Source organism: Helicobacter mastomyrinus (genome assembly GCF_039555295.1).
Classification (GTDB): domain Bacteria; phylum Campylobacterota; class Campylobacteria; order Campylobacterales; family Helicobacteraceae; genus Helicobacter_C; species Helicobacter_C mastomyrinus.
The window spans coordinates 1,883,647-1,908,848 of the sequence record NZ_CP145316.1; the positions used below are offsets into that span (position 1 = coordinate 1,883,647).

Here is a 25,202-nt window from a genome sequence, read left to right on the forward strand (position 1 = left end):
GGAAATATAAAGACAAGGAGCAAAGAGGTATGAAGGGCATTATCTTAGCCGGGGGTAGCGGTACAAGGCTTTATCCTAGCACATTGATGCTCTCAAAGCAGCTTCTACCTGTGTATGATAAGCCTATGGTGTATTATCCACTCTCTGTGCTGATGTTAGCAGGTATTAAAGAAGTGTTGATTATCTCCACACCAAAGGATACGCCTAGATTTAAAGAGATTTTTGGGAATGGTGATTGGCTAGGAATGCATATAGAGTATTGTGTGCAAACCTCCCCCGATGGCTTGGCACAGGGCTTAATCTTAGCGGAGGATTTTATCAAAGATGATGATATAGCCTTGATTTTAGGGGATAATATTTTCTATGGGCAGGGCTTTACCCCTATGCTCCTTGAGGCAAAAGAAGCGGCAAAACAAGGTAAGGCGACGATTTTCCCCTATCCTGTGAAAGACCCTCATCGCTTTGGTGTGGCGGAGCTAGATTCACAAGAGCGTGTGATAAGCCTTGAGGAAAAGCCCTCTAAACCAAAGAGTAATTTTGCTGTAACGGGATTGTATTTTTATGATAATGAGGCGATTAGCATTGCTAAAACGCTCCGCCCAAGCCCACGAGGAGAGCTAGAGATTACAGATGTGAATCTTGCCTATCTTCAAAAGGGCAAACTTATGGCACAAACATTGGGGCGGGGCTTTGCGTGGCTTGATACAGGTACACACGATAGTCTTATTGATGCAGCGACATTCGTGCAGACCATAGAGCTACGGCAGGGGTATAAAATCGCGTGCTTGGAGGAAATCGCCTATTATAATGGCTGGATAGATGAGAAAAAGCTTTTGCAAAGGGCTGATTTCCTTGATAAAAGTGGCTATGGGCAGTATTTACGCGCTATCATAGAATCTCCTTATATGGAGCGAGAATGAAGCATATTCTTATCACTGGGGGAGCAGGGTTTATCGGTAGTAATTTTATAAACTACTTTTTACGCAAATATCCGCAATATTTCCTTATCAATTTAGATTTGCTCACTTATGCTGGGGATTTGGCAAATCTAAAAGACATAGAATCTTATGCAAACTATGCATTTATAGAGGGTAATATTTGCGATGAGGGGCTGGTAAAGGATATTTTTGCAAGATATAATATTGAGGCGGTGATTCACTTCGCTGCGGAATCTCACGTGGATAATTCTATCGCTACTCCTTCAAAATTTGTGCAAACTAATGTCAATGGGACTTTTAACCTTTTACATAATGCGTATTTAAGCTGGTTTAATGCGCCACATTGTCCTAAGAGTGGCAAGGAAAATGCGGTATTTCATCATATTAGCACCGATGAGGTATATGGCTCTTTGGGCGAGAGTGGATATTTCACAGAAAGCACCCCTTATGCGCCAAACTCGCCTTATTCTGCTTCAAAGGCGGGGAGCGATATGCTTGTGAGGGCGTATTTCCATACGTATGGGCTAAAGACGCTAATGACAAATTGCTCAAATAACTATGGTCCTAAGCAGCACGATGAAAAGCTTATCCCTACAATTATTCGTAACGCACTGCAAGGGAAGTCAATACCTATTTATGGTGATGGCAAAAATGTGCGCGATTGGCTTTTTGTGAAGGATCATTGTCGTGGAATTGATGTGGTGTTTCACTCTTGCTATTTTGGAGAGAGCTTTAATATCGGTGGAGGCAATGAAAAGAGCAATATAGAGCTCGCGCAAATGATTTGTAAGGTTTTAGATGAAAAATACCCTAAGGAGAAAAGCTACAAGGAGCAGATTACCTTTGTGCAGGATAGGGCAGGACACGATAGGCGATATGCGATAGATTTTAGCAAGATTCATAAGTTCTTAGATTGGAAACCTAGTGAGAGCCTTGAGAGTGGCATAGTTCAAACCATTGATTGGTATATTCATAAATATAGGGGCTAGAAGTGTATCAGCTTATAGATTTTTCATTTTTTAATGATAAAGATTCGGTGTTAGTAGCATTGCAAAATAATGTAAATTGTCCTTTTGAGATTAAAAGGGTGTTTTATATCTTTGGTGTCCCAAGTGGTGGAAGTAGGGGTGAGCACGCCAATAGAATCTCTCAATTTTTGTTTATCGCACTATGTGGGAGCTGCACCATAGAGGTGGATAATGGCAGGAAGCAAGAGAGATTTATCCTTGATAATCCTAGGCAGGGTTTATTCTTAGGCGCAATGATGTGGAAAAAGATGTATGATTTTTCTAAGGATTGTGTCTTGCTTGTATTAAGCGATAGCTATTATGATAAAGATGAATATATTTACGAGTATGAGCGCTTTTGCGGCATTGCGAAAATGAGAGATTAAGCTATGATAGAGAGATGAAAGGTTGGTGCGATGATTACGTTTTTGGATTTACATAAAATTAATCAAAGATTTCAAAAGGAGCTAGATTCTGCATTTGGGGAGGTTCTTGATAGCGGCTGGTATGTGATGGGGGAGCAAAACAAGGCTTTTGAGCGGGAGTTTAGCAACTATTGCGGGGTGGAGCATAGCGTAGGCTGTGCAAATGGCTTGGACGCATTGCGACTTAGCATTAAGGCACTTGGCTTAGGCATAGGAGATGAGGTCATTGCTCCTGCAAATACCTATATCGCCTCTATTTTAGCCATTTCCGATAATAGCTGCACTCCCGTGCTTGTCGAGCCAGACATTGCTACTTATAATATCAATCCGCATTTGATAGAATCTCACATCACGCTACAGACAAAGGCAATCCTTGTGGTGCATCTTTACGGGCAGGTTGTAGAAATGCAGAAAATATGGGAGATTGCTAAGAAGCATAATCTTTATATCATCGAGGATAGCGCTCAAGCGCACGGAGCTATGTATCAAGGCAAGAGGGCAGGGACATTGGGCGATGTGAGTGGATTCTCATTCTATCCGGGTAAGAATCTAGGCGCCCTTGGCGATGGCGGGGCGGTTACCACAAAGCACAAAACCCTTGCGGATAAGATTCGCGCATTTGGAAATTATGGCTCACATATCAAATATGAGAATCTCTACAAAGGGCTAAATTCAAGGCTTGATGAGCTACAAGCGGCATTTTTACGCATTAAGCTAAAAATGCTTGATAGCGATAATGCAAGGCGGCGGGAGATAGCGCATTATTATCGCACACATATTGATAATACACATATTGTTTTGCCTCAATGTAAAAGTGAGGAAGGGCATGTGTGGCATTTGTTTGTCGTGCGTTGTATGCATAGAGAAAAGCTTCAAAAATATTTGCAAGAGAGGCAGATTCAAACGCTTATCCATTATCCTATCCCGCCGCATAAGCAAGAGGCTTATAAGGAATATAGTCATTTGTATTTGCCTATCACAGAGCGCATTCACAAAGAAGTGCTATCTCTGCCTATAAGCCCTGTGATGAGTGATGAAGAAGTGCAAATCGTGGTTGATAGTATTAATCACTTTAAGCCATAGAATCTAGCACAAAGCTTAGAGTTCAAGGGCGAGCATTCCTGCAAAGTCATTTTCAATACCAAGCATATCGAGTGCACCGGCGATATTACCTCTGTGGTGAGTGGCGTGATTGAGTAATCCTAGTATCAAATGCGCTCTGCTTTTGCTTATGCGAAAGTCTTTGCCTAGCTGCAAAGTTTCAATTTTGCTAAAATCATTTGTGCTTTCAATACTCTTTATAATCGCCTCATTGACTTGCTCTTGTAATGCGCTGAAAGCCTCAATGTCCTCTATGATACTTTCTTTAAGCGTGAAATTGGGCTCTAGGTATGTAAGTAGCTCCTGTATTTTAGGATTTTTATCCCCTAGTAATGCGCTCACTTGCCCTAGAAATAGTCCAATAGCTCCCACGCAGCTATGTGCAGCAGTGTGCATAATACTTTTGTAATACAAGCCGCAATCTTTATAGAGTTCTGCTTTTTTGCCATTTTGGGCTACATTTTTGAATACATCAAACATAGCTTTGTCTGCCATTTTGTTATACTTTGCCTGAAGTAAAAGTGCTTCTTTCATTTGTTCTCCTTGTGGTGTGTTCATTTATGGATTTTTATCAGTAGCTTGATATTTTTGCTATGATAAAAAGCGCTGGATTCTATCATATTATCAATAAAATTTATAAATAAGAATCTATACAAATAAAGAGTATATGAAATATTGCTATAAAATATTATTTATGCGTAAAATTATGGTATTTCTACAAAAAAGTAGGAAAATTATTCTACTCTTAAGCGCAATTTATTGTATTCATTGTATTATGTGAGCGAAGTAAAGAAGAAATGTTTGGCATATTTTACTTTTGCTATATAGAAAAAGGAGGGGTTTAAGTATGAAGTTTGCTTTGGGTATTAACGCAAAGGTATCGCTAAGCACCACGATTTTGGTGCTTATTAGCTTTGGGGTATTGGCATATTTTGTCTATTTTGGGACAAAGCAGACGATTACTCATATAGAATATGATGCACAAGAAAAGAAGATTGCTCAATTAGAGAGTCTTATAACAGTTTATGTTGATGAAAAAAAGCGCCTCATTTATTCTCTCGCACAAGAAGCACTAGCAAGTGGTTTGAATGAGAGTCAAATGATTCAGAATCTAAAGCTTATCCAAGCCGCAGGAGATTTCAACCTCGCTTACATCGGCTTAGAATCTAATGGTAGAATGCTACGAAGTAATGGCAATCACACCTATGCTAGCGATGAATATGACCCTCGAAGTCGCAGCTGGTTTTCTATCCCTAAGACTTCACTTAAAGATGAAGTGCTGGGGGAGCCGTGGATCCAGACTTCGTATAAGATTCCCGTTTTTGGCTTTTCTGCGCCATTAATAATGAATGGTAAATTTGTGGGTGTGGCAAGTGCGGATATTGCGCTTAAATCGCTTAATAAATATATTCATACAGCTAAATCTATAGAGGAAAATATGGCTGAAAATGTGATCATCCTTGATTCTAAGGGACGCTATGTAAGTCATATTAATGAAGAAAAGCTGCTAACAAGTGATGATATGTCTCAAAAAATTCTAAGCTATTTTAATTCGCAAGAGGAGCATTTTATCCTTAATAGTGATATTGCCACTTGTAAGATTCACGCTCAAACACAATGGCTGCTCTGCTCAATTATTCCACAAGAGAGCATTATAAATAAGGTGTATGATAATAATATGCCTATTTTCACAATGCTTATTATTTTTGCTACTTTTCTTATCGTTGCTCTTTATTTGCTATTGCGTTATCTGCTTAGACCTATTGGGCTTATTAAGGTATACCTACTTGAATTTTTTGCGTTTTTAAATCATAAAAATAAGGAGATAAAACCCCTTGTTTTGCGCAGTAAAGATGAGTTTCAAGAAATGGCAGAAGTCATTGGGCAAAATGTAGAGAGTGTGCAAAAAAATATTTTACAGGATAATCATAGCCTAGAGGCATTTTCTAAGGCGGTAGAGCAAATCAAACGTGGGTATTTGCATTTGCAAATTACCTCAAATGCGCATAATCCGCAAATCAACCAACTTGGTGATTTACTCAATGAGATGCTACATTCGCTTAATCACAATATATCGCATATTCTTAGCGTTTTGCAAAGATATGCTGATAATAACTACATTAAGCAGGATACGGATATTATTAGCGCATTAGAGGGTGAATTGCAAACAATGAATCAAGGCGTTTTTGATTTGGGCGCGGAGATACGCAAAATGCTTGTTACAAGCCTTGATTTTGCGCAAAAGCTTAATGACAAAGCAAAAGATTTGGAAGCTTCTACTAATGGATTAAGTGAAAGCTCAAAAAAACAGGTGCAATCTTTGCGAGAAACTGCTCAAGCTGTAGAAGAGATTACTTCATCTATGCAAAATGTAAGTGGTAAAACAGGAGAAGTCATTCAACAAAGTGAAGATATTAAAAATGTTATAGGTATTATTAGAGATATAGCAGACCAAACAAACTTACTTGCTCTTAATGCAGCAATAGAAGCAGCAAGAGCAGGAGAACACGGCAGAGGATTTGCAGTGGTAGCTGATGAAGTAAGAAAGCTAGCAGAGAGAACTCAAAAATCTCTAGGAGAGATAGAAGCGAATACAAATCTTTTAGTGCAAAGTATTAATGATATGGGAGAATCTATTAGAGAGCAAACTACAGGTGTTACTCAAATCAATGAAGCTATCACAAGGTTAGGGGAGATTACCCAACATAATGTAGAAACCTTACGTAAAACACAAGAGGTAAGCATAGGTATTGAGCAAATTGCAGGAGATATTTTACAAGATGCTAATAAAAAACATTTTGATACTTAATGTATCAAGTTTTTACTAAAATAGCGGCTTAAATCATCAGCAAAAAGCGTTACGATAAAGCTATTTTGCACTTCTTGCGCGAGTTGAAGCGAAGCATTAAGACAAGCTCCAGATGAGATTCCAGCTAAGATTCCCTCTTGTTTGGCTAAGATTCTTACACCTTCAAAGGCTTCCTCATCACTCACTTTTTTGACTTTATCCATTAAAGAAGTGTCCATAGTCTTGGGAATGACATTATTGCCAATACCCTCAATATTCGCGCAGCTCTCCACTCCTCCACCAATAATCGAACCTATCGGGTCGCATAGCACTCCTTGTATGCAAGAATCTTGCTCTTTAAAATAGCGCATACAGCCGCTGAAGCTCCCACCACTTCCCGCACCGCATACAAAATAATCAAAAAGCGGTGCATTTGGGCGTTTAAGCCCTTGCATATCAGCATAAATTTCTGTTGCTGTGGTGAGATAATGTGCTTTGGGGTTTTGTGGATTTTCAAATTGATTAAGACTAAAGGCGTGTGGCATCGTGTCTAAAAGCTCTTTTGCCTTCTCTATCGCGCCTTGCATACCTAGCTCTTTGGGGGTGCTAATCACTTCTGCCCCAAGAGCACGACTTAAAATTTGCTTTTCAATGGAGAATTTCTCCGGCACGATAAGTATTGCCCTGCATTGAAATTGCTGTGCGACAAGTGCGATTCCAAGTCCGGTATTGCCTGCTGTGGCTTCAATGACCACAGAATCTTTGGTGAGTTTGCCCTTATCATAAAGCTGTGTGAAAATATGCAAAGCTACGCGGTCTTTAACGCCCCCTGCCGGATTGCGAGATTCTAATTTAGCAAAAATGCGATTGTTGTTTGGAATTGCTATGCGGGTGAGTTCTAAAAGTGGTGTATTGCCGATGAGTTCAAGAGTTGAAGCAATAAACATTATTTTATCTTTGATCTCTCAATGGCTTGATTTAAATCCTCTAATAAGTCCTGTGCGTATTCAATCCCTACCGATAGACGGATAAGCTGCTCGCTTATCCCTATATTTTCACGTATATCTTTGGGAATGGAGGCGTGTGTCATTGAGGCAGGGTGGCAAAGGAGCGATTCTACGCCGCCAAGACTTTCAGCAAGGACAATAATAGCAGTGGATTTAAAGAATGTTTTGTAATCATATTCATCCTTTAGTTCAAAGCTTAGCATTCCACCACCGCCACGTGCTTGTTTAGAGTGGATTGCATAGCCTTCATCACTAGGCAAACCCGGATAATATACTTTTTTTATGGCTTTATGTTTACTTAGAGATTGGGCGAGGAATAGGGCATTCTCACAATGCCGTTGCATACGCAAACCTAATGTTTTCATACCGCGTATGAGCAAAAAGCTATCAAAAGGGGCTAATACCCCGCCAATGCTATTTTGTAAGAATCCTATTCTTTGGGCGAGTTCCTCATCATTGACTACGACAAGTCCAGCTATCACATCGCTATGTCCGCCTAGATATTTTGTCGCGGAATGCAGCACGATGTCTATACCAAGCGCTAAGGGCTTTTGCAGATAGGGCGTCATAAAGGTATTATCTACAATGCTTAAAATGCCCTTGTTCTTACACAATGTAGCCACTTGCTTTAGTGGAGTGATGCTTAAAAGCGGATTGGCTGGGCTTTCTATAAGCACCGCTTTAACTTCAGGTGTTATGGCTGCTTCAATGGCACTCAAATCCCTTGTGTCGATAATCTTATAGCTGATATTAAAATGAGAAAAGACTTTATCTAAGATTCTAAATGTCCCGCCATATACATTTTGGGAGATAATGATAGAATCTCCGCTTTTAAAGAGAGAGAGGACACACCCAATAGCTGCCATACCTGAAGCAAAGGCAAAGCCATATTTCCCGCTCTCACATTCTGCGATAAGGCTTTCAATACCATCACGTGTGGGATTCTTCGTGCGGGAGTATTCATAGCCTGAATGCTCCCCTAAGGCTTTTTGCGCGTAGGTAGATGTTTGGTATATGGGGCGATTTACCGCACCTGTGTGCGGGTCTGTCGTCATTCCTCCGTGTATGAGGAGCGTATCAAGTGTGCTTTTCATATCATTCCTTTTATTTACAAATGTATTTAACTTGGATTTTAGCTGTGATTTCTTGCTCTTTAGGCATAGGCAGCTCCCAGTTCACATCAGCATAAGCAGAGACATTACTTGTTTTAGTCATTCTCATTACTTCAGGCTGCAGGGTATTATTACCCATAGCGTCAGCACTTGCGAGAATGCAATGCTTATTTAGAATCTTAGAATAATCCTTTTCTTTGTGTTTGGCGAGTTCTAACGCACCGCCAAAGGCTTTATCCTGCGTGTCCTGCCACGCTTGAGGTGTGGCAATGACATTGACATTGGGTGCAAGGAAGCTAAGATACTTGTTTTGATTGATTTTTTTATCAATATTAGCGATGAATGTATCATATTCTTTCTTTTTTTCACTTGGGACATCGCATTCAAGGTTGAAGCTTAGTGTATAGCCCACTGTATCCCTTGCCGCACCATCTTTGTATTGGATATTAGGGCGTAAATCGTGATTGCCCCCCTCACAGAATCCCCGCTCTTTACTCAAATTAAGAATATCATTAAGCGTATTAGCAATGTCTTTTTTTGTGTTAGATTCTATCTCGCCACCTTTTCGTAAGGTATCGCTTTCAGTAATGCGGATACTCGCCTTATAGGCATTAGGCATAATATTGTGTGTGAAGGATACATTTTTATAGAGGCAAAGTGCATTTTGCGGACATTCATTCGTGCTAAGGACATCTTTATCACTACTGCAAGCACCTAACATAAGGGCTGCAAAGGTGAATATTAGGGTATATATGATAGCTTTCATATCTCTCCTTTGATTAAAATGCGTGGGATTATAGCCATTTTCAGTAATCTATCAAACCATCTTTTGGCAAAAGGAGTTGAATATTTTTAGGCAGATACTCTAAGATTCTATCAAGGAATATATGATGACTTAGCATATCGCCAAGCAAAAGAACTTTGTCAATGGTAAGATTGGTTAAAGTATCGCGCACGAGCGTAGCGACAAACTCACTTAGAGAATCTAATAGCCCAAAGCAGAGTATTTCATCCTCCATACCCGCGCATTTGAAGCTAAGACAGGAGCGGATAATGCGATGATAATCTAAAGAAATCTCATTATCCTTGCGTAAAAGTTTATAATCAATGCGGGGTCCCCTCTCACGCACGAATCGATATGCACGATAGAAAATAGCATTTTTATCATTGCTCTCTTGTGCGTGAAAGCCGAGTATGGTGGCTGCACTATCAAAAATATCTATAAGGTTGCTTGAGGGTATAGACGTGGAGGGTAGAGTGAAAGCATTAGAGGCAAGATTGGGAAAAAGTCTACTAAAGTTTTTGAGTAGCTCATCGCCGCTTTCATAGGAACGTGCAATGTTTTCAAGGATTAGGCGAGGATTATTCTCAAAGGCAATATCAAGGAGGATTCTAGCTGTTTGCTCGACAATAAGAAATGCACTTGGGTTGCGTGTGCTAAGATAAATTACTAGATGTCTTTGATTGTCTTTAGGGTTTAAATGTGCGTCTATAAGGGATTGCAGGGTGTTGCCTTGTGTAATGTGTGTATCGATAAATATGCCATTTTGAGCAATGCTTAGAATCTGCTCCTTTGGGCTAGGGGAGTGCTGAAAGTCAAAAGGTGCAGATTCTGTAGTGTGCGAGAGGAAGAAGTAGGAAATCTCTTCTTGCAAAAGCAATGCCCCAAGTAACGCCAAGGGCATATCATAGGGCAGTCCAACCTGCACTAAGCCGCATTTATTAATGGGAAATTGGGATTGAAAAACCTCCTTTGGCACAAGATGCGTTAAGGGCTTTTCAAAACTTGCAAGGATATCAATATGTGTTTGATGGGCGCGAAAGTAGGTTTTGAGTGAGGCAATATCGCATGCAATGGTCGTGTGTGTGCTAGATGTGGGAACAAGGGAGAGAAGCTGTGTCCCACGTGATGTAGAAAATGTAATGCTTTCTCCAGATTTGAGCGATTGAACGCTTTGTGTGAAATAATCTTTGTTTGGTTCTGTAAAAGGCTTGTGTGCTGGGGTATTTGGCGGGTTTAAAAGCCCAAAGGTGCCACTAGAGGGATTAAGAATATGCTGAAATGCTAAAGGTGTGTAGTAATAAGTCTTTGGTGTATCAAAATGTGCGAGAATAGATTCTGTATTGTGTAAGATTGTGTCACTTGTGATTTGAGGGCTGCCTAGTGGAAGGGCGTGGGTGCAAATATCGCTTAGAGATATTGGAGATGATGGGATATTAAGTGCCTCATAGAAGTCTTTTGGTGGATTAATGGGGGTAAGTTGCAGGAAATAAAAATAAAGCGAAAGGGGCATATTGTGCGCCATATCATTGGCAAACTGTAGGATATTTTGCGCATAATTGATGTCGTTGTTTCTATACGATTCTAAGGGGTTGCCATCTGTGGAAATATATGTTTTGTAAGATTCGCTTAAAGCGGATATATCGGGCAAGAGGCAATGCGTATGCTCTGCGTGTGTATAGAAAAATGCGTCTAAATGTAGGCTTTTAGCTGTTCTAGCAAGGATATAGAGGAAAAATTTTTCATCTCTACTTGTGTTAAAGAAGCTAAAGTCATAAATCATTCATAGCCTCTAAAAGAGCCGTTTGCCACTTCTTGTAAATCTCTATTATCGACTTTTTGCGCATAGATTCCATTTTGTTCTAAAAATTCTAGGGCAAGTTTTTCCATCACTTTTGCCCCCTCTTTTACCGCAGGAGAGAGGGTAAAAGCAGTATCTTCACCTATAACTTCAGGGATAATACCTATAATTTTTACAGGAGGCAAATCTCCACTAATGGCTGTGAGACGCAAGGTTTGGAGCATTTCTACTTCGTGGGCGCTTCCTGCCCAAGTGATGACGTTAGGGACATTATCAAAGTCAAAGTAATACACCTCGCCAATAGCAGCATTATTAACACTCACGCAATCAAGGATAAGCACCTTATCATAAGAAGTGATCAAAGGAATAAGCATAGTAGCTAATGTCCCACCATCGACAAAATCTACTTTGTTTTCGCCACTAAAACGATAGTTGAGTTTCAAAAAATTGCTTAAATGCACTCCAATACCCTCATCGCCAAAGAGGATATTGCCAATGCCAAGCACTAAAATTTTCATTTTAGATTTTTACATCATCAGTGTAGCACATACCACTTATGATAGAATCTACTCCACCATTAGGATATTTCACTGCATTCCACACGGCTAAATAAATATGCACGGGGATAAAAATGACAAATGCCCAAGTTAAAATATGGTGAAAATTACGGACATTGGATAAGCCACCAAAAAGCACTTCCACCCATTTAAAGCAAAATGCTAAGATTGCTCCAAGTCCATCATTATAGACATTATAATATAGCACTACACCTGTGAGTGAAATAAGTAATACAAGCACACCAAGACAAAAATATGTAACAAACTGCAAAGGATTGTATGCGCCATTAATATGAGGGTGATTGCCTATAAAAAGATAGGCTTTGATTTGCGCTAACCATATTTTTCTATCTTTGACTTGAGCAAAGGAAATGCGCTCGGGCAGGGATTTTTTATCAAATAAAAAGAGATAGAGCCTAAAACACGAGATGGCAATCAGCACAAAGCCCATAATCAAATGCACACTGCGGATATAAGCCTGCAAGTAAGATGTGCCTACTACGCCCATAGGTTGCTTGATCACTACCTCTCCCTGTAAAGTCCCCTCCAAAGTAGCTTGTGTAATTTCGGGCTGAGATGTAAGAAAAGGATAGGCAATATAGAATCCTGTGGCAATAAGTGTAAAAATACACAATGCCCTTAACCAATGGAACAAACGAGTAAGTCCGGAAAACTCCTCGTGCATATGAAGTTCTTTTTTAAACATTTCTACTTTGCTCATATTGTCTCCTTTAGTGAAGTCTTGCAAATGATGGCTCTACTTTATATTCATTTAATTCATTGCCTTTTGTATCCATCACATGCACTGAACACGCAATACAAGGGTCAAATGAGTGGATATGGCGGATAATTTCTAAGGGTTGTGTAATGTCCTTAACTTTTGTTCCAATAAGACTCATTTCATAAGGTCCTTTTTGTCCCTTAGCATCGCGAGGTCCTGCATTCCAAGTAGATGGTACAACAGCTTGATAGTTTTCCACTACACCATTTTTGATACGTACCCAATGGCTTAACATACCTCGAGGCACATTCCCAATATAGCGTCCTTTGTATTCTTTGGATTTATCTATTGCATAAGGTGCGCAAGTATTTTTATCACCTGAAGCAAGATTTGCTACAAGAGCGTTAAAGGCCTTAATACCATTATCTGCTACAATTTTGCATTCAATTGCACGAGCAGCTGTTCTGCCGAGTGTGCTAAAGAGGGCAGCAGTAGGCAATCCTGTGGCTTCCAAAAACTCATCTACAACCTTGACAATAATAGGATTTTTGCTTGCATATCCTACAACAACAGCAGCAAGCGGTCCTACCTCCATAGGCTCACCATCATATCGTGGTGATTTAATCCAAGAATATTTTCCATTTTCATCAATGATTTTTGTATCTACTAGCTTACCATCTGGTCCAATGGTTTGAGCGTCCTTAAACCCTGTATATTGAGGATTTGTTTTACCATTATAAGGGTGGAGCGGCTCATTGTCTGCATACCACGAGTGTGTGGCTTCTTCTGTAATTTTGCTCTCATCAATAGGATAGACTTTACTTAAATCACCATTTTTGACAATTCCACTGCTAAATAAGAATTCATCTGCACCCACTTGCATTTCTTGGAAACTAATAAAGTTTTTTACCCCGCAGCCCTTTAGAACAGAATCTTCTGTTTTGTAAGCTTCGGCGGCCATAATGATATCTGCCCAATAAGCGCGATTAACAAACTCACCTACTTCTTTATATTTTGTAAGCCATTCACCCAAACGAGAAGGATCTAAAATATCCATAACAGATGTAACTCCACCTACTGTAAGGCTTTGCGGGTGAGGATTTTTCGCACCAAAAATAGCCATCATTTGTGCAATAATGCGCTGCACTTCAAGGAGTTTAAGATAATGTGAAAGCACGATAAGATTTTGTTCTGGGCTAAAGTGATAGGTTTTGTGTCCCCAATATGCATTTGCAAATGGTCCTAATGCTCCTTGTTTTACAAAAGCGCTTACACGTTCCTGAACTGCTTTAAGCTCATCTTCGCCTGTATAGATAGGATTAGGAGTGTATTTAAAAGCAAGTTTTGATGCCTTAGCACAATCAGCACTCAGTGCCGAAGTAATATCGCACCAATCAAGCCCGTGCAATGTATAAAAATGCACAGCGTGGTCGTGTAGAAAAAGTGAGATGTTCATCAATGTGCGCGTGAGAATAGCATTAAGTGGAGGTTTAATCCCTAATGCATTTTCCACAGCTGTAATACCCGCCTTATAATGAGAAAACGTGCATACACCGCAAATTCTCTGCATAAGAAACCCTGCATCACGTGGGTCACGATTTCTAACGATTGTTTCTAGCCCTCGCCAAAGTGTTGAAGTGGAAAATGCATCAGTAATGACATTATTTTCATCCACAATCACTTCGATACGCAAATGCCCCTCAATTCTTGTAATTGGATCTACTATTATACGTTTTGTCATCTTTTACTCCTTACTTTGCATTTTGAGTTGAGCTAATAATAGCGTGTGCAGCGATACCTATGGCTGCTGCTCCAAGTATTACCGCGCCGATGGTATCTGCTGTTTTATCTGCACCCATACCATTGAAGTTGGTTTGATAGAGGCGATTGCCGATAGGCTCTTCAAATGGATTCATCGTATCCCAAAACTTCGGCTCACTGCAGCCTATACAGCCGTGTCCTGCACCGATAGGCCAACTTGTATGTTGATTGAATCTTAATTTAGAGCAGTTATTAAATGTGTAAGGTCCTTTGCAACCAACTTTGTAGAGGCAGTAGCCTTTTTGTGCGTTTTCATCGCCAAAAGATTCTACAAATTGCCCTGCGTCAAATCGTCCTCTACGTTCGCATAAATCGTGGATTCTTAATCCATACGCCCAAGTTGGGCGGTTGTAAGCATCAAGTGTAGGGAGTGCACCAAAGAGGATAAAGTGTAGCACATTACCTACGATATTTTTTTCGCTTGGTGGACAGCCGGGAACGTTAATCACTTGGCGACTTGTGATTTCGCTTAGAGGCATAGCGTTTGTGGGGTTTGGATAAGCTGCTTGCACTCCTCCAAAGCTAGAGCAAGTGCCAATGGCAAATATTGCTTTTGCGTGTTTTGCTGCAACTCGCGCTTCTTCTGCACCAGTGCGTCCGTGTGCGCCAATAGTGAGGTAAAACTCGCTGCTACCTTTAGGGATACCACCCTCCACCATAAGGATATATTCACCAGCATATTTGTGGATAGCATTTTCTAGGTTTGCTTCTGCTTGCCACCCTGAAGCTGCCATAACCGTTTCGTGATATTCGAGGCTAATATAGTCAAATATGAGAGAATCTATACTTGGCGCATCGCTTCGCAATAGGCTTTCACTGCAACCTGTGCATTCTGCCATATGTAGCCATACCACAGGGAGGCGATTAGCGAGTTCAGCAGCTTTTGCAGTAAGGGGTGCAAAAGTCGCAGGCAGAGCAAGTGTAGCCGTCATCATACCAGACCATTTCATAAAATCACGGCGAGAAAATCCTTTAGATTCTAATTCTTTGATGAGATCTTTGCTTGCATTATGGGCGGGAAGTTTTGCGAGTTCATCAAGCCTTTGAGAGGCTTTTTTAAACAATTCTTCGTGCGCATCTTGTGTTTTCATAGCATACCCTTTCCTTAATTGAGATGTTGTTATAACTAGCAATTCTATACTAATTTTAAGAATCTATTTAATAAAGTATGATGGATTTACTATAAAAGTAAAGTATTTTTAAACAAAAGTTACTAAAAGTAATCTATAACTTTATTTTTTAATATGTATTGATAGGTGGTAGAGTAAGTTGTAACTATTTTAATTGGGCTTTTAGGGTAGATATATGGGCTATTTTGATAATATTATATTTAATCAATAACTTTTTATCAGTTATTGATTAAGGTTATAAATTATGTCCTCTCCTAATTTTATGTATCCCTTTTTATATTGTAAAATGTAAAATTTTAGTGTATTGAAAATTTATCTCACAATAATTTCTAAAAAAGAGAAGTTGTGTTGTATTATGTCTATTGTGGTGATATAAGAATCAGTTTGCATAGAATTAATATTTTGAAAGACAATAGTTTTAAGGTTTAAATAATATTTTAATCAGTAGTAATATTTTTTTAATCCATACAAAATGTGTCAAAAGTGTAATTTTTGCATATTTTAAACGGTTACCATTTGAAAGAAATTCTAAATAAAGCATTGTGCTTGAAAGTATAATATGGTTTTTTGTAAGGATAATATTAAAAAGCTGTTCAATATGACATTCCCTTTGAAAAAAATATCTTAAATCGAATTTTTTGCCATAATGATTGTTTAAGCCATGTATGCGATATTTAATACCACAAAAATTAAGATGATATATATTTGCTCCCACTAAAGCTGCGCCATAAATAATGCAATCATCAGCTCTAATTTTCCATTATGTTTTCTAAATTAAGCGGGAGGATTTTGGCAAGGGTGTCTTGACGAATACTGATACAAGAAGTAGAATGCCCGAGATATTCTTTTAAATAAAATGTTCGAAATATTCCAAAGCCTAAATTGCCATATGGGTGAGGGCTTTCCCGTTTGATTGGGTCGGTGCTATTGCATAGTGTTTTAATATCACAAAATATCATTTCTACACTTGGATTAGATGTATATGTCCTTATGCATTGTAAGGTATAGTCTGGATTCATTATGTCATCTGCATCCATAAAAAAGACAATTTCCTCATCCCTTAGCGCTTGCAATCTTGCATAAAGCTTCCTAGCTGCCCATTATTGCTTTGGGTGATTAACGTAATATTTTTTGTTTGCTGTGATTGACAGAAATTTTGTATTGTCTGCACAGAATTATCTTCACTTCCATCATCTACGAGTATGATATGGCAATATGGATAGTTTTGGTTAAGTATAGACTGCAGACATTCTGTAATAAAGGCTTCGTAATTATAGCAACTCACAATGACTGCAATTTGAGGCATACAAGTAGTAGCCATAATGTTTCCTTTTCTTGTTGCTGTTGTTGGATATTTGTTAATTTGTCAGCATTAAAAAACCATTCAAACTCTTCTCTTTCAATGACTTTGTATTGATATTGCGTATAAAATCGAGGATCGCTAATTTGTTCCTTATTGCCTTGAGGTGTGAATATATGGATAGGTTTAATCGCACTACTTCCAAATTCGTCAATAAAGTCTCTGTAAAATCCATCACAAATATTTTTAATAGAGCAGTCGGTGCATTTTTGATGATGAATTTTATGTTGTGATATTTTTGCCATAATTTCTTTTTGTTCTATATAAAATGCTTCTATTTTGCTTATGCTTCCTGTATTGCGATATATTTTAGGGATATTTGGAGTATAGAAGCGAATTTTGTTTAAAATAGGCTTTTGGTAGGGCAGTGAATCATAATATTTGGGTATTTTATAAAATACATTCAAGAAAGGTTTTATGAGTGATTTAAGCTACCAAATTTTTGCCTTAAGAGTTGTTGCACGATAAAAACGTGAAAATTTAATGCGCGAAAGATAATATACACCTTTTCGTTTTTCAATTAGTGCTTTTGCTTGTCTTTGAGCAGGTCTATCAATCCATAGGCGAGAGCTAGGCTCCCACTCGTGATTATCATATATCATTTGCAGGCTATTTTGGATATTTTTTCTATATTTCTCACTTATTACACAAAAAGGCAAAAAACGAATATTTACTTCAATATTATGGGATTCTAATAGTGATACAAGGTTCGAGTTTTTGCCCTATGATGTCATAATATGGAATTTTATGGGTATCTCTTAGGATTTTTTGGTCTCCAGTGTTGTTGTAAGCAAGGAAATTTATAGCTCTTGCTTTGTAATGTAGAGCAAGATTCGTAATTGACTCTAGGTCATTAATAATTTTATTAGAAAGCACAGCATTTACACGAATAGGGATTTCAAGTTATTGAAGGTTTTCTAGTGCTTGTATTTGTTTGTCAAACGCATCTTTTTTGCCTACGACTTTGTCATAATTTTCACCTATACCGTGTAGGGATACTAAAAAGTCATAAATTCCAGCTTCTTTAAATTTTTGTGCGTGTTTAAAGTTTGCTAAAGAAATAAGATTCGTGATGAGAGTTGGTTTAAGCCCAATGCTATTACAATATTTGATAAGATCAAAAATTTGTGGATAGATAGTTGGTTCACCACCCTGAATATCAATGCTATTTAGTCCATATTCTTCGACAAAGATTCTACAAATTTCTTTGGCTTTATCTAATGTGAAAAATGGATGTTCTGGATGGTTTTTATTGGCAATTCGTTCGGCAAAGTAGCAAAAATAACAATTTAGATTGCAAGTTTGACCTAACCATTATAACGCCACGTCTTGTGGGAAGTTTTTTGTAGTGAGAACAAAATGAGGAGATATATTTAATGTATGATAATAGAGATTATCCCCCCCCCCCATATATTTTTTATTAACTGTATTCATTTTGTATTCCTTGGAATGTTGAAATTATAAGCTAGAATATTTAGCATAAAATTTGAGATTTTATTCTTATTTTGTGTATTTTGCGCGCAATTAGTTTGTGGATTCACTGATGGGAGACTACAAAAATTTGTGTTTTTTGAATGAGAAGATTAATAAAATTTAAGCAATAAAGCATTGATAAAACAAGTATTATGATTATTGGATACACCAGCTCAAAAACCAACACTATGGCTTAAGAATATCAAGATTCTCATCATAATCTTGCGTTTGTATCCCCAATATATGTAACAATGTATGAAATACATAATCGTGGTTTAAAGTGGTATTTATGTGGTTTAAAGCGAGGTTAGGAAGCTGTCCCCATTGTGTGCTAAACCACATAATAGAAGGGATATGCTTTTGATATTTTGGTGCAAGATTATAGCCTAAGCCCCCGTGCATATACTGCCCCAATTCCCCTAAACTCTCCCCATGGTCGCTCACATACCACAGCATAGAGCGCATAGAGCTTTTTTGTAAAATATGTATCATTTGTGCCAATACCCAATCTCCATAGCGCAGAGTATTATCATAGGCATTGACTATTTCTTCATAATCGCATTTTGAGAGTTCTTTATGTGTGCATACGGGAGTAAAATATGTAAAATCTACAGGGTAGCGATTTACATAAGAAGCTCCGTGAGAGCCGTATTGATGTGCGATGATAAAAATATGTTTTTGTCTTTTTTGTGCATTTTGTATAATGTGCTGTATATCTGGCAATATTACTCCATCAAAACTATCGGTTGGGTAGAGAATCTTATGGGCTATGTTTCTATCACAGCCCCCTATACATTTTCCGCCATTATTACCTAGATACCATACTTCATAACCCACACTTTGAGCAATATCAAGGATATTATTAACATAGAGTGATAAGTTGCGATGAGTGTAGGTTTTATGTGTGTAGTGTGTAAGCATACAAGGCACAGAAATAGCTGTAATGACGCCGCAGGAATAAAAATCTTTAAAGCTTATCACATTCAAAGATTCTGTATAGGGGTTTGTGGGTGAATTGGAGATTTGCTCTCCACAAAGCTTAACCTTTTGTAAGTATGGATTAACACTGCGCGCGAATGCGGTACCTTAATACAAGAGAAAAGAAATATGTATAATACAGAATCTTTTTTAGAATCTCATTGTATGAAATATGGAAGGCAAAAATGACATCTCCAAAAGTGCTTATTATCGATAACTATGATTCCTTTACATACAATGTCATATATCTCTTGCAAGAATGCCGCATAGAGCCGATTATTGTGTCTAATGATACAGTCCTTGAAGCTATTAAAAAAGTGCATTTTTCTCACCTTATCATATCGCCCGGTCCTAGCCACCCTTTGCAATCTGGCGTGTGCTTGGAGGCAATCAAGTATTTTGCTCCAACAAAAAAGATTCTAGGGATATGCTTAGGACATCAATGTATCGCCCAAGCCTTTGGCGGAGAGGTTATTTCACTCTCTACCCCCACTCACGCTAAAAATGCAAGATTGCATTTTGTGCCAAATCCTCTATTTAAAGGTGTGAAACAGGGCATAAAAGTAGCTTTGTATCATTCGCTCTATGTAAACAAATTAGGTGAATGTGAGGCACTAGGCTATAATGATTTGGGAGTGCTTATGGTGTTAAAAGCAAAGGGTTATGACACCTATGGCGTGCAGTTCCACCCGGAATCTATTTTGCAAGAGAGCGGCAAACGCATAATGAAAAACTTTCTTACTTTGCGCTCATCGTGTTACTAAAAAGGATATATAAAAAGTTATATAAAGATGTAAAAGCTCAAAAATAGTTAAAAAATATTTGCATTTTGTTATATTATCCTTACATTTAATTTCAAAAACGAGGTGAAAATGAAATTAGAAGCAAGGGTCTATTCATTGCTTAATGATATGCAAAAGGCGATTTTGCACGAGTGTGATGAGATTGTGCTTGATTTTACCGCATTTAATGCTAAGGCTACTATGGTTGTCAAGCCCAATTTTGTGGTCATAGGCTATGGAGAGTTAACTGATGAGTTTTTATCCCTTTGTATTAATGAAAATCACGGCTATACGCTTGAAGTAAGCCATCTTTTACCTCAAGATTTTGTAGGGCTTAAGGGGCATTTGGGTGATTTCACTTTGCAATTTAAAAATGCTAATGGCGAGATAGAATCTTTGCAAACATCGCAAATCGTATCTTTTGCCCCGCTTGAGAATTGCCCCGCATATAAGGGTGTGCATACGCCCGATAAATATGATAATGCCCATTGTATGCTCGAATCTTTGCTTTGCCTATGCGGTGAGCGGCATTATACTCATCATATAGTCTTTGAACCTTTGACTTGTCAATATCAAGGGCGGAGGGTATTTGCTAATGGTAAGAGCGTGTGCCATTTGTGTGTGGATATTTGCCCTACGATGGGCATTAGCAGCGATAAAGATTCTATGCTTTTGAGCCTCTCATCTGTGGATTGTATCGCTTGTGGTAAGTGTGTGAGCGTATGTCCTACGGGCAGTGTGCAGCGGCAGGGTGATGGATTAGAATCTTTCACATACAGGGCGAGGCTCTATAAGGGATATATCCCGCTTATTGTCTCGTCTTTGGACTTTGAGAGTGAGGGCTTTGCTAGAGATTTTAAGGATCTGCAAACTCTCAATCCTCTGCTGCTTCCTTTTGTTTTGCAAGTGCCTGATATACTAAATGCTACATACTTGCTCACACTTTTGCAGGAGAGTGGCGCACCAATCGTGTTGTATAGCACATTGGGCGAACATACTCATAACGATATAGCAACCTTAAATGAAATCTATCAACGCATTTTTAGGCAAAATGCCATTATTGGCAGCACGGATTCTAAAGCTATCGAGGCATTGCAGCCCCTTATGCAAAGCCATTATATCTATACACCTACAAATAAGGAGAATAGCAAGGATATATTTTCCGCACGAGTATCTTTTTGGATTAAGCAAGAATCCTATGGCAAAATCGCTATGAATAATAGCGGATTTTTGCATATTGATACTGCTAAATGTACTCTATGCCTTAGCTGTGTGGAAGCGTGTAATACTAATGCCTTAATTAATAATAATGCCTCATTTGAGCTACTTTATAAAGCCTCGCTTTGCACAGATTGTGGGTATTGCGTGGCAAGCTGTGCGGAAAATGTCTTAAACTTAGAATCTCACACTTTGCTTTTAGAGCCACATAGCTTTGAATATGTGAGTATTGCTGTTGATAAGCCTTTTAGATGTGTGGAATGCAATAAAATCTTTGCGACACATAAAAGTATTAGCAAAATCAAAAATATGCTCACTCCTGTCTTTGCCGGAAATGCTTTAAAGCTTAAAACTTTGGAGTGTTGCGCGGATTGCAAGGTGAAAGTGATGTTTGAGGGAGCACACTAATGGCGCATAATGTTTTAGAATCTATAGCAAATGCAAGGGCTTTGTATTATGATTTTTTTGCCGGGCTGTTTTTGTATGAGCTATTATGCAAACGCGAGGAGACGCTCATTAAGCAAGTAGAGATATTAAAAACGCATATACTAAGTGAAAATGATGATACACATTTTGAGGTATTGGCAAATGCGCTTAAAACACAAGGCATAAAGCATATTATTGAGGAATACACAACTACATTTATTCTGCCTTTTACCTTGCCTAGCGATACAGATGTGATGCCTAGACGTCGTAAAAAAGGCGAGGTGTTTTATCACAATACGCAAATTATGCTCTATCTCTCGCATTATTGGGAGGGCTGTTTGAATGGTAAAGCTCTGCTTAAATCGCGGGAATTGATTAAACAAAGCACTTTTAGGCTTGATACGCAAGGTTGCAAGGAGAGTGAGGAGCATTTGGGATTCTTATTGCTGTTAATGCGCCATCTTGTGTGTTCGCAGCATAGTGAGGACGAAAAGGTGAGTTGGCAGGTGCTAAGGGAATTAGTCATTCCATTGGGCGATTTTGTGATTGAGGTATTACAAAAGCGTGAGAATCTGCTTTATTATACACATATAGCGAGTTTATTGCAGAGTTTTTTAAATGTAGAGCGTAATCTATAATAGCGGTAAATCGATTTTGGCTTTTTAAGTAAAGGTCAAAATGGGTTTATCCCAAACTCTAAAGACAAAGGAGGCTCTATGTCAAAAACCCAAAAAGACATACAATCTCGCCGCGCATTTTTAAAACGTGCAGGGGTTGGTGGCGTTGTGGTTGCGATAGGCTCCCTTAGTTTGAATGGTTGTTCAGGCGAACACACACAAAAAGCAGTCATCAAGGGCAAAAGCAAAAAGCAAGAGATTCTATATCGTAGCGATACGCAGTATTGGCAGACATATTTTTCTGTTGCTAAGTAATGTAAAGGAGTAAAAAATGAGTGAAGCGACAAATAAGCGCAATGCGAGACGCTCATTTCTCAAGCTCTCTGCATTAGCTTCTATGGCTGGTGTGAGTAGTGCTTTTGGGAATGAAGCACAAAGTGTTGTGAGAAAGGCAAGTGAGGCAGAGCTAAAAGAGCGATACCCTCAGTCTAAGCGTATCAAAACGATATGTACACATTGTTCTGTGGGCTGTGGGGTGATAGCCGAAGTGGTAGATGGCGTATGGGTGCGCCAAGAAGTAGCTCAAGATCACCCTGTCTCTCAAGGCGGACATTGCTGTAAGGGGGCAGACTTGATAGATAGAGCAAGGAGCGAGACGCGATTACGTTACCCATTAGAAAAAGTGGGCGGTAAATGGCAGAGAGTGGATTATGAGAGGGCATTAGATAAGATTGCTGCGAAATTAGGGCAAATCCGCGAGGAAAGCGGACCTGATGCGGCAATGTTCATTGGAAGTGCGAAATGCTCCAATGAGCAGAGCTATTATATCCGTAAATTTGCCGCATTTTTTGGGACAAATAATATCGATCATTGTGCGAGAGTTTGACACAGCCCAACAGTCGCCGGTGTGGCGAATACATTCGGGTATGGTGGTATGACAAACCATCTTGGCGATATGATGTTTTCTAAGTATATCTTGGTTATTGGTGCAAATCCAGCAGTTAATCACCCTGTATCGATGGTGCATATCTTGCGCGCTAAGGAAAATGGCGCAAAGCTTGTGTGTATTGACCCGCGATTTACTAAGACTGCGGCGAAATGCGATGAGTTTTATAGAATCCGCAGTGGAACAGATATAGCCTTTGCTTATGGACTACTTAATCATATCATTGCTAAAAAGCTTTATGATGAGAATTTTCTCAAAGAGCGCGTTTATGGCTATGAGGACATTATCGAGGAGGCAAAGAAATTCCCTCCAGAGGTAGCAGCTGATGTGTGTGGAATCCCAGCAGATTCTATTCGCCATATTGCCGAAGAGATGGCAGCGGCAAAACCGGCGAGTTTAATATGGAATCAAGGCTTGACGCAACATACCGTTGGCACAAGCAATACAAGGATTATGCCTATCTTGCAGATGTTTTTAGGCAATATTGGTAAAAATGGCGGTGGTGTGAATATCTTGCGCGGACACGATAATGTGCAAGGTGCGAGTGATATGAATAATCTCTCTGATTCTCTACCGGGCTATTATGGGCTAGGTGAGGCTGCTTGGCGGCATTTCTGCAAACATTGGGGTGTGGAATATGAATGGATGCTAGGGCGCTTTAAAGATAAGGAGATGATGGAAAAGACAGGCTTTGCGCATTCTACTTGGAAGTTTGGTGTGCTAGATGATGAAAACGCTGCAAATAACGGTGGTACAATGCTACGTGCGTTAGTAGTGATAGGCACAGGTATGACTTCAGTTTCATTACTAGATTTGCAAAAAAAGGCGATGGATAAGCTTGATTTAGTCGTCTTTGTCGATCCTTATGTGAATGACTTGGCTATTTATAGCGATAGGAGCGATAATCTATTCTGCTTACCGGCGGCTTCTCAAATGGAGACAAGCGGCTCTGTGGCAGCGACAAATCGTAGCTATCAATGGCGTTCTAAAGTGATGGAGCCACTTTTTGAATGCCGCCCAGATGAGGAATTTCTCTTTGGTATGGCTAAAAGGCTAGGATTCTTAGAAGCATATCAATGGCGATTGTATGATATTGCTAAGTCAAAGGGCAGGGAGGAGTTTATGTGGCCAGAGGACGCTACCACAGAGCTCACACAAAGTATCCGTAGCATTGGCTTACAGGGTATGAGTCCAGAGAGATTAAAGGCTCATCAAGAAAATTGGCATTTATTTGATAAGGTAACGCTAGAGGGCAGTGGTGAGTTTGCAGGGGATTATTATGGGCTTCCTTGGCCTTGTTGGAGTGATAAACACCCCGGAACGCCTGTAATGTATAATGACAGTATCCCTGTTATGCGCGGTGGAATGGGCTTTAGGGTGAATTGGGGGCTAAATGCACCCGATGGAACTTCAATGCTTGTTTCAAGGAGTTTGCCTAATGCTATTTATCAGGGCGGACACCCTCCTATCACAGCGGCAAATATTGAATCCTTTGGCGTGAAGCTAACTGCTAAAGAAAAAGAGGCGATTGCAGGAAGCACCTTTGCACTTGGTATTGGTAATAATATTTTGGTGGAGAGGGCACTAGAAGTGGGATTGTGTCCTTATGGGAATGGCAAGGCACGGGCAAATGTGTGGAATTGGTATGATAAGATTCCCCTCCATAGGGAGCCTTTGCATTCTGTGCGTGGGGATTTGGTGGATAAATATCCTAGCTTCCCTGATAAGACAAGTCTTTTTAGGGCGAATATCAAATATCGCACTCGGCAAAAGGAAAAAGATTGGGTGAAAGAGTTTCCTGTGAATATGCTAAGTGGTAGGCTTGTGGCACATATGGGGACAGGCGCGGAAACACGAAGCGCGAAATATCTAGCCGAAGTAGAGGGAGAGATGTTTGTGGAGATTCACCCCGATAAAGCCGCAGAGTTGAAAGTCAAAAATGGTGATATGGTGTGGATATATGGGACAAATGGCTGCAGAATCCTTGTAAATGCGAAAATCTCCACACGTGTGGATTATAATAGCATCTGGTTGCCACAAAATTTTTCAGGCTTAGACCAAGGGGAATCGCGCTTAGATTATTACCCTGAGGGGACAAAGCCCTATGTTATTGGTGAATCAGCAAATATGATTTCTAGCTATGGCTTTGACTACAACTCTGCTTGTCCAGAAACAAAATGCGGACTTTGCCGTATTGAAAAAGCATAGTAAAG

Annotated in this window: 24 protein-coding genes; 10 read left to right on the forward strand and 14 right to left on the reverse strand. The window is 39.3% G+C overall.

Translation table 11 applies throughout. From position 1 onward, the window contains the following. The first annotated feature begins 29 nt into the window (after positions 1-29). The 4 genes from rfbA to V3I05_RS09575 are packed head-to-tail and all read left to right on the forward strand — an operon-like array spanning position 30 to position 3,453. Positions 30-920 (forward strand): glucose-1-phosphate thymidylyltransferase RfbA, encoded by an 891-nt coding sequence (gene rfbA / locus V3I05_RS09560; protein ID WP_300448307.1) that lies wholly within the window; start codon positions 30-32, stop codon positions 918-920. Next, positions 917-1,927: a dTDP-glucose 4,6-dehydratase gene (gene rfbB, locus V3I05_RS09565; RefSeq protein WP_300448305.1), complete on the forward strand. Its 1,011-nt coding sequence runs from the start codon at positions 917-919 to the stop codon at positions 1,925-1,927. The genes rfbA and rfbB overlap by 4 nt, the downstream gene beginning before the upstream one ends. 2 nt (positions 1,928-1,929) lie before the next feature. Next, complete coding sequence (locus tag V3I05_RS09570; RefSeq protein ID WP_295701967.1) at positions 1,930-2,331, forward strand: sugar 3,4-ketoisomerase; 402 nt, start codon at positions 1,930-1,932, stop codon at positions 2,329-2,331. Positions 2,332-2,361: 30 nt separating this feature from the next. After that, positions 2,362-3,453, forward strand: coding sequence for a DegT/DnrJ/EryC1/StrS family aminotransferase (locus V3I05_RS09575; RefSeq protein ID WP_300448302.1), 1,092 nt, complete (start codon positions 2,362-2,364; stop codon positions 3,451-3,453). A gap of 15 nt (positions 3,454-3,468) precedes the next feature. Here V3I05_RS09575 and V3I05_RS09580 read toward each other — a convergent pair whose 3' ends face one another. Continuing rightward, on the reverse strand, positions 3,469-4,005 hold the full coding sequence (locus V3I05_RS09580; protein WP_295701963.1) for a DinB family protein: 537 nt from the start codon (positions 4,003-4,005) through the stop codon (positions 3,469-3,471). A gap of 313 nt (positions 4,006-4,318) precedes the next feature. Between V3I05_RS09580 and V3I05_RS09585 the strand changes: the two genes are divergently transcribed. After that, complete coding sequence (locus V3I05_RS09585; protein ID WP_343353451.1) at positions 4,319-6,280, forward strand: methyl-accepting chemotaxis protein; 1,962 nt, start codon at positions 4,319-4,321, stop codon at positions 6,278-6,280. On the opposite strand, the gene V3I05_RS09590 is transcribed toward V3I05_RS09585, so the two are convergent. From V3I05_RS09590 to V3I05_RS09650, 13 genes are all read right to left on the reverse strand, one after another. Beyond that, on the reverse strand, positions 6,277-7,206 hold the full coding sequence (locus tag V3I05_RS09590) for a PLP-dependent cysteine synthase family protein (protein ID WP_300449100.1): 930 nt from the start codon (positions 7,204-7,206) through the stop codon (positions 6,277-6,279). The two genes, V3I05_RS09585 and V3I05_RS09590, sit on opposite strands and share 4 nt — an antisense overlap. Beyond that, positions 7,206-8,360, reverse strand: coding sequence for a trans-sulfuration enzyme family protein (locus tag V3I05_RS09595; RefSeq protein ID WP_300449099.1), 1,155 nt, complete (start codon positions 8,358-8,360; stop codon positions 7,206-7,208). The genes V3I05_RS09590 and V3I05_RS09595 overlap by 1 nt, the downstream gene beginning before the upstream one ends. Before the next feature lie 10 nt (positions 8,361-8,370). Continuing rightward, positions 8,371-9,144 (reverse strand): cystathionine gamma-synthase, encoded by a 774-nt coding sequence (locus tag V3I05_RS09600; protein ID WP_295702222.1) that lies wholly within the window; start codon positions 9,142-9,144, stop codon positions 8,371-8,373. Between the two features lie 40 nt (positions 9,145-9,184). After that, positions 9,185-10,942 carry a hypothetical protein gene (locus V3I05_RS09605; RefSeq protein WP_343353453.1) on the reverse strand — a complete coding sequence of 586 codons (1,758 nt, stop codon included), beginning with the start codon at positions 10,940-10,942 and terminating at the stop codon, positions 9,185-9,187. Next, positions 10,939-11,478: a HyaD/HybD family hydrogenase maturation endopeptidase gene (locus V3I05_RS09610; RefSeq protein WP_300449096.1), complete on the reverse strand. Its 540-nt coding sequence runs from the start codon at positions 11,476-11,478 to the stop codon at positions 10,939-10,941. Before V3I05_RS09610 ends, V3I05_RS09605 begins: the two co-directional genes overlap by 4 nt. Before the next feature lies 1 nt (position 11,479). After that, positions 11,480-12,238, reverse strand: a complete 759-nt coding sequence (gene cybH / locus V3I05_RS09615) for a Ni/Fe-hydrogenase, b-type cytochrome subunit (RefSeq protein WP_300451887.1) — start codon at positions 12,236-12,238, stop codon at positions 11,480-11,482. Positions 12,239-12,248: 10 nt separating this feature from the next. Next, positions 12,249-13,979 (reverse strand): nickel-dependent hydrogenase large subunit, encoded by a 1,731-nt coding sequence (locus V3I05_RS09620; RefSeq protein WP_343353456.1) that lies wholly within the window; start codon positions 13,977-13,979, stop codon positions 12,249-12,251. A gap of 10 nt (positions 13,980-13,989) precedes the next feature. After that, positions 13,990-15,150, reverse strand: coding sequence for a hydrogenase small subunit (locus V3I05_RS09625; RefSeq protein WP_295702212.1), 1,161 nt, complete (start codon positions 15,148-15,150; stop codon positions 13,990-13,992). Positions 15,151-15,938: 788 nt separating this feature from the next. After that, positions 15,939-16,226 carry a hypothetical protein gene (locus V3I05_RS09630; protein WP_300720286.1) on the reverse strand — a complete coding sequence of 96 codons (288 nt, stop codon included), beginning with the start codon at positions 16,224-16,226 and terminating at the stop codon, positions 15,939-15,941. A 23-nt stretch (positions 16,227-16,249) separates the two neighbouring features. After that, positions 16,250-16,510 (reverse strand): glycosyltransferase family 2 protein, encoded by a 261-nt coding sequence (locus V3I05_RS09635; RefSeq protein WP_300449092.1) that lies wholly within the window; start codon positions 16,508-16,510, stop codon positions 16,250-16,252. Continuing rightward, a complete protein-coding gene (locus V3I05_RS09640; RefSeq protein ID WP_300449091.1) occupies positions 16,471-16,794 on the reverse strand; it encodes a hypothetical protein in 324 nt (107 codons plus the stop codon). Before V3I05_RS09640 ends, V3I05_RS09635 begins: the two co-directional genes overlap by 40 nt. Positions 16,795-17,452: 658 nt before the next feature. Beyond that, positions 17,453-17,809 carry a radical SAM protein gene (locus V3I05_RS09645; RefSeq protein WP_295702228.1) on the reverse strand — a complete coding sequence of 119 codons (357 nt, stop codon included), beginning with the start codon at positions 17,807-17,809 and terminating at the stop codon, positions 17,453-17,455. A gap of 399 nt (positions 17,810-18,208) precedes the next feature. After that, on the reverse strand, positions 18,209-19,045 hold the full coding sequence (locus tag V3I05_RS09650; protein ID WP_425531753.1) for a phosphoethanolamine transferase: 837 nt from the start codon (positions 19,043-19,045) through the stop codon (positions 18,209-18,211). Positions 19,046-19,185: 140 nt separating this feature from the next. Between V3I05_RS09650 and V3I05_RS09655 the strand changes: the two genes are divergently transcribed. The 5 genes from V3I05_RS09655 (at position 19,186) to V3I05_RS09675 (ending at position 25,197) form a co-directional block, all read left to right on the forward strand. Continuing rightward, a complete protein-coding gene (locus V3I05_RS09655) occupies positions 19,186-19,764 on the forward strand; it encodes an anthranilate synthase component II (RefSeq protein ID WP_300448193.1) in 579 nt (192 codons plus the stop codon). Between the two features lie 108 nt (positions 19,765-19,872). Then, positions 19,873-21,408, forward strand: a complete 1,536-nt coding sequence (locus V3I05_RS09660; protein WP_343353460.1) for a 4Fe-4S dicluster domain-containing protein — start codon at positions 19,873-19,875, stop codon at positions 21,406-21,408. Further along, positions 21,408-22,064, forward strand: a complete 657-nt coding sequence (locus V3I05_RS09665) for a molecular chaperone TorD family protein (RefSeq protein WP_300448187.1) — start codon at positions 21,408-21,410, stop codon at positions 22,062-22,064. The genes V3I05_RS09660 and V3I05_RS09665 overlap by 1 nt, the downstream gene beginning before the upstream one ends. A 78-nt stretch (positions 22,065-22,142) precedes the next feature. Continuing rightward, positions 22,143-22,358 carry a twin-arginine translocation signal domain-containing protein gene (locus tag V3I05_RS09670; RefSeq protein WP_295701505.1) on the forward strand — a complete coding sequence of 72 codons (216 nt, stop codon included), beginning with the start codon at positions 22,143-22,145 and terminating at the stop codon, positions 22,356-22,358. Positions 22,359-22,374: 16 nt separating this feature from the next. Continuing rightward, positions 22,375-25,197 (forward strand): molybdopterin-dependent oxidoreductase, encoded by a 2,823-nt coding sequence (locus V3I05_RS09675; RefSeq protein ID WP_300451390.1) that lies wholly within the window; start codon positions 22,375-22,377, stop codon positions 25,195-25,197. Positions 25,198-25,202 lie beyond the last annotated feature (5 nt).

What these genes read in the sequence shown, in the direction of transcription:
- rfbA (WP_300448307.1), top strand. Translation starts at nt 30, where the DNA reads ATGAAGGGCATTATCTTAGCCGGGGGTAGCGGTACAAGGCTTTATCCT.
- rfbB (WP_300448305.1), top strand. Translation starts at nt 917, where the DNA reads ATGAAGCATATTCTTATCACTGGGGGAGCAGGGTTTATCGGTAGTAAT.
- V3I05_RS09575 (WP_300448302.1), top strand. Translation starts at nt 2,362, where the DNA reads ATGATTACGTTTTTGGATTTACATAAAATTAATCAAAGATTTCAAAAG.
- V3I05_RS09580 (WP_295701963.1), bottom strand. Translation starts at nt 4,005, where the DNA reads ATGAAAGAAGCACTTTTACTTCAGGCAAAGTATAACAAAATGGCAGAC.
- V3I05_RS09585 (WP_343353451.1), top strand. Translation starts at nt 4,319, where the DNA reads ATGAAGTTTGCTTTGGGTATTAACGCAAAGGTATCGCTAAGCACCACG.
- V3I05_RS09590 (WP_300449100.1), bottom strand. Translation starts at nt 7,206, where the DNA reads ATGTTTATTGCTTCAACTCTTGAACTCATCGGCAATACACCACTTTTA.
- V3I05_RS09595 (WP_300449099.1), bottom strand. Translation starts at nt 8,360, where the DNA reads ATGAAAAGCACACTTGATACGCTCCTCATACACGGAGGAATGACGACA.
- V3I05_RS09600 (WP_295702222.1), bottom strand. Translation starts at nt 9,144, where the DNA reads ATGAAAGCTATCATATATACCCTAATATTCACCTTTGCAGCCCTTATG.
- V3I05_RS09605 (WP_343353453.1), bottom strand. Translation starts at nt 10,942, where the DNA reads ATGATTTATGACTTTAGCTTCTTTAACACAAGTAGAGATGAAAAATTT.
- V3I05_RS09610 (WP_300449096.1), bottom strand. Translation starts at nt 11,478, where the DNA reads ATGAAAATTTTAGTGCTTGGCATTGGCAATATCCTCTTTGGCGATGAG.
- cybH (WP_300451887.1), bottom strand. Translation starts at nt 12,238, where the DNA reads ATGAGCAAAGTAGAAATGTTTAAAAAAGAACTTCATATGCACGAGGAG.
- V3I05_RS09620 (WP_343353456.1), bottom strand. Translation starts at nt 13,979, where the DNA reads ATGACAAAACGTATAATAGTAGATCCAATTACAAGAATTGAGGGGCAT.
- V3I05_RS09625 (WP_295702212.1), bottom strand. Translation starts at nt 15,150, where the DNA reads ATGAAAACACAAGATGCGCACGAAGAATTGTTTAAAAAAGCCTCTCAA.
- V3I05_RS09630 (WP_300720286.1), bottom strand. Translation starts at nt 16,226, where the DNA reads ATGGATGCAGATGACATAATGAATCCAGACTATACCTTACAATGCATA.
- V3I05_RS09635 (WP_300449092.1), bottom strand. Translation starts at nt 16,510, where the DNA reads ATGGCTACTACTTGTATGCCTCAAATTGCAGTCATTGTGAGTTGCTAT.
- V3I05_RS09640 (WP_300449091.1), bottom strand. Translation starts at nt 16,794, where the DNA reads ATGGCAAAAATATCACAACATAAAATTCATCATCAAAAATGCACCGAC.
- V3I05_RS09655 (WP_300448193.1), top strand. Translation starts at nt 19,186, where the DNA reads ATGACATCTCCAAAAGTGCTTATTATCGATAACTATGATTCCTTTACA.
- V3I05_RS09660 (WP_343353460.1), top strand. Translation starts at nt 19,873, where the DNA reads ATGAAATTAGAAGCAAGGGTCTATTCATTGCTTAATGATATGCAAAAG.
- V3I05_RS09665 (WP_300448187.1), top strand. Translation starts at nt 21,408, where the DNA reads ATGGCGCATAATGTTTTAGAATCTATAGCAAATGCAAGGGCTTTGTAT.
- V3I05_RS09670 (WP_295701505.1), top strand. Translation starts at nt 22,143, where the DNA reads ATGTCAAAAACCCAAAAAGACATACAATCTCGCCGCGCATTTTTAAAA.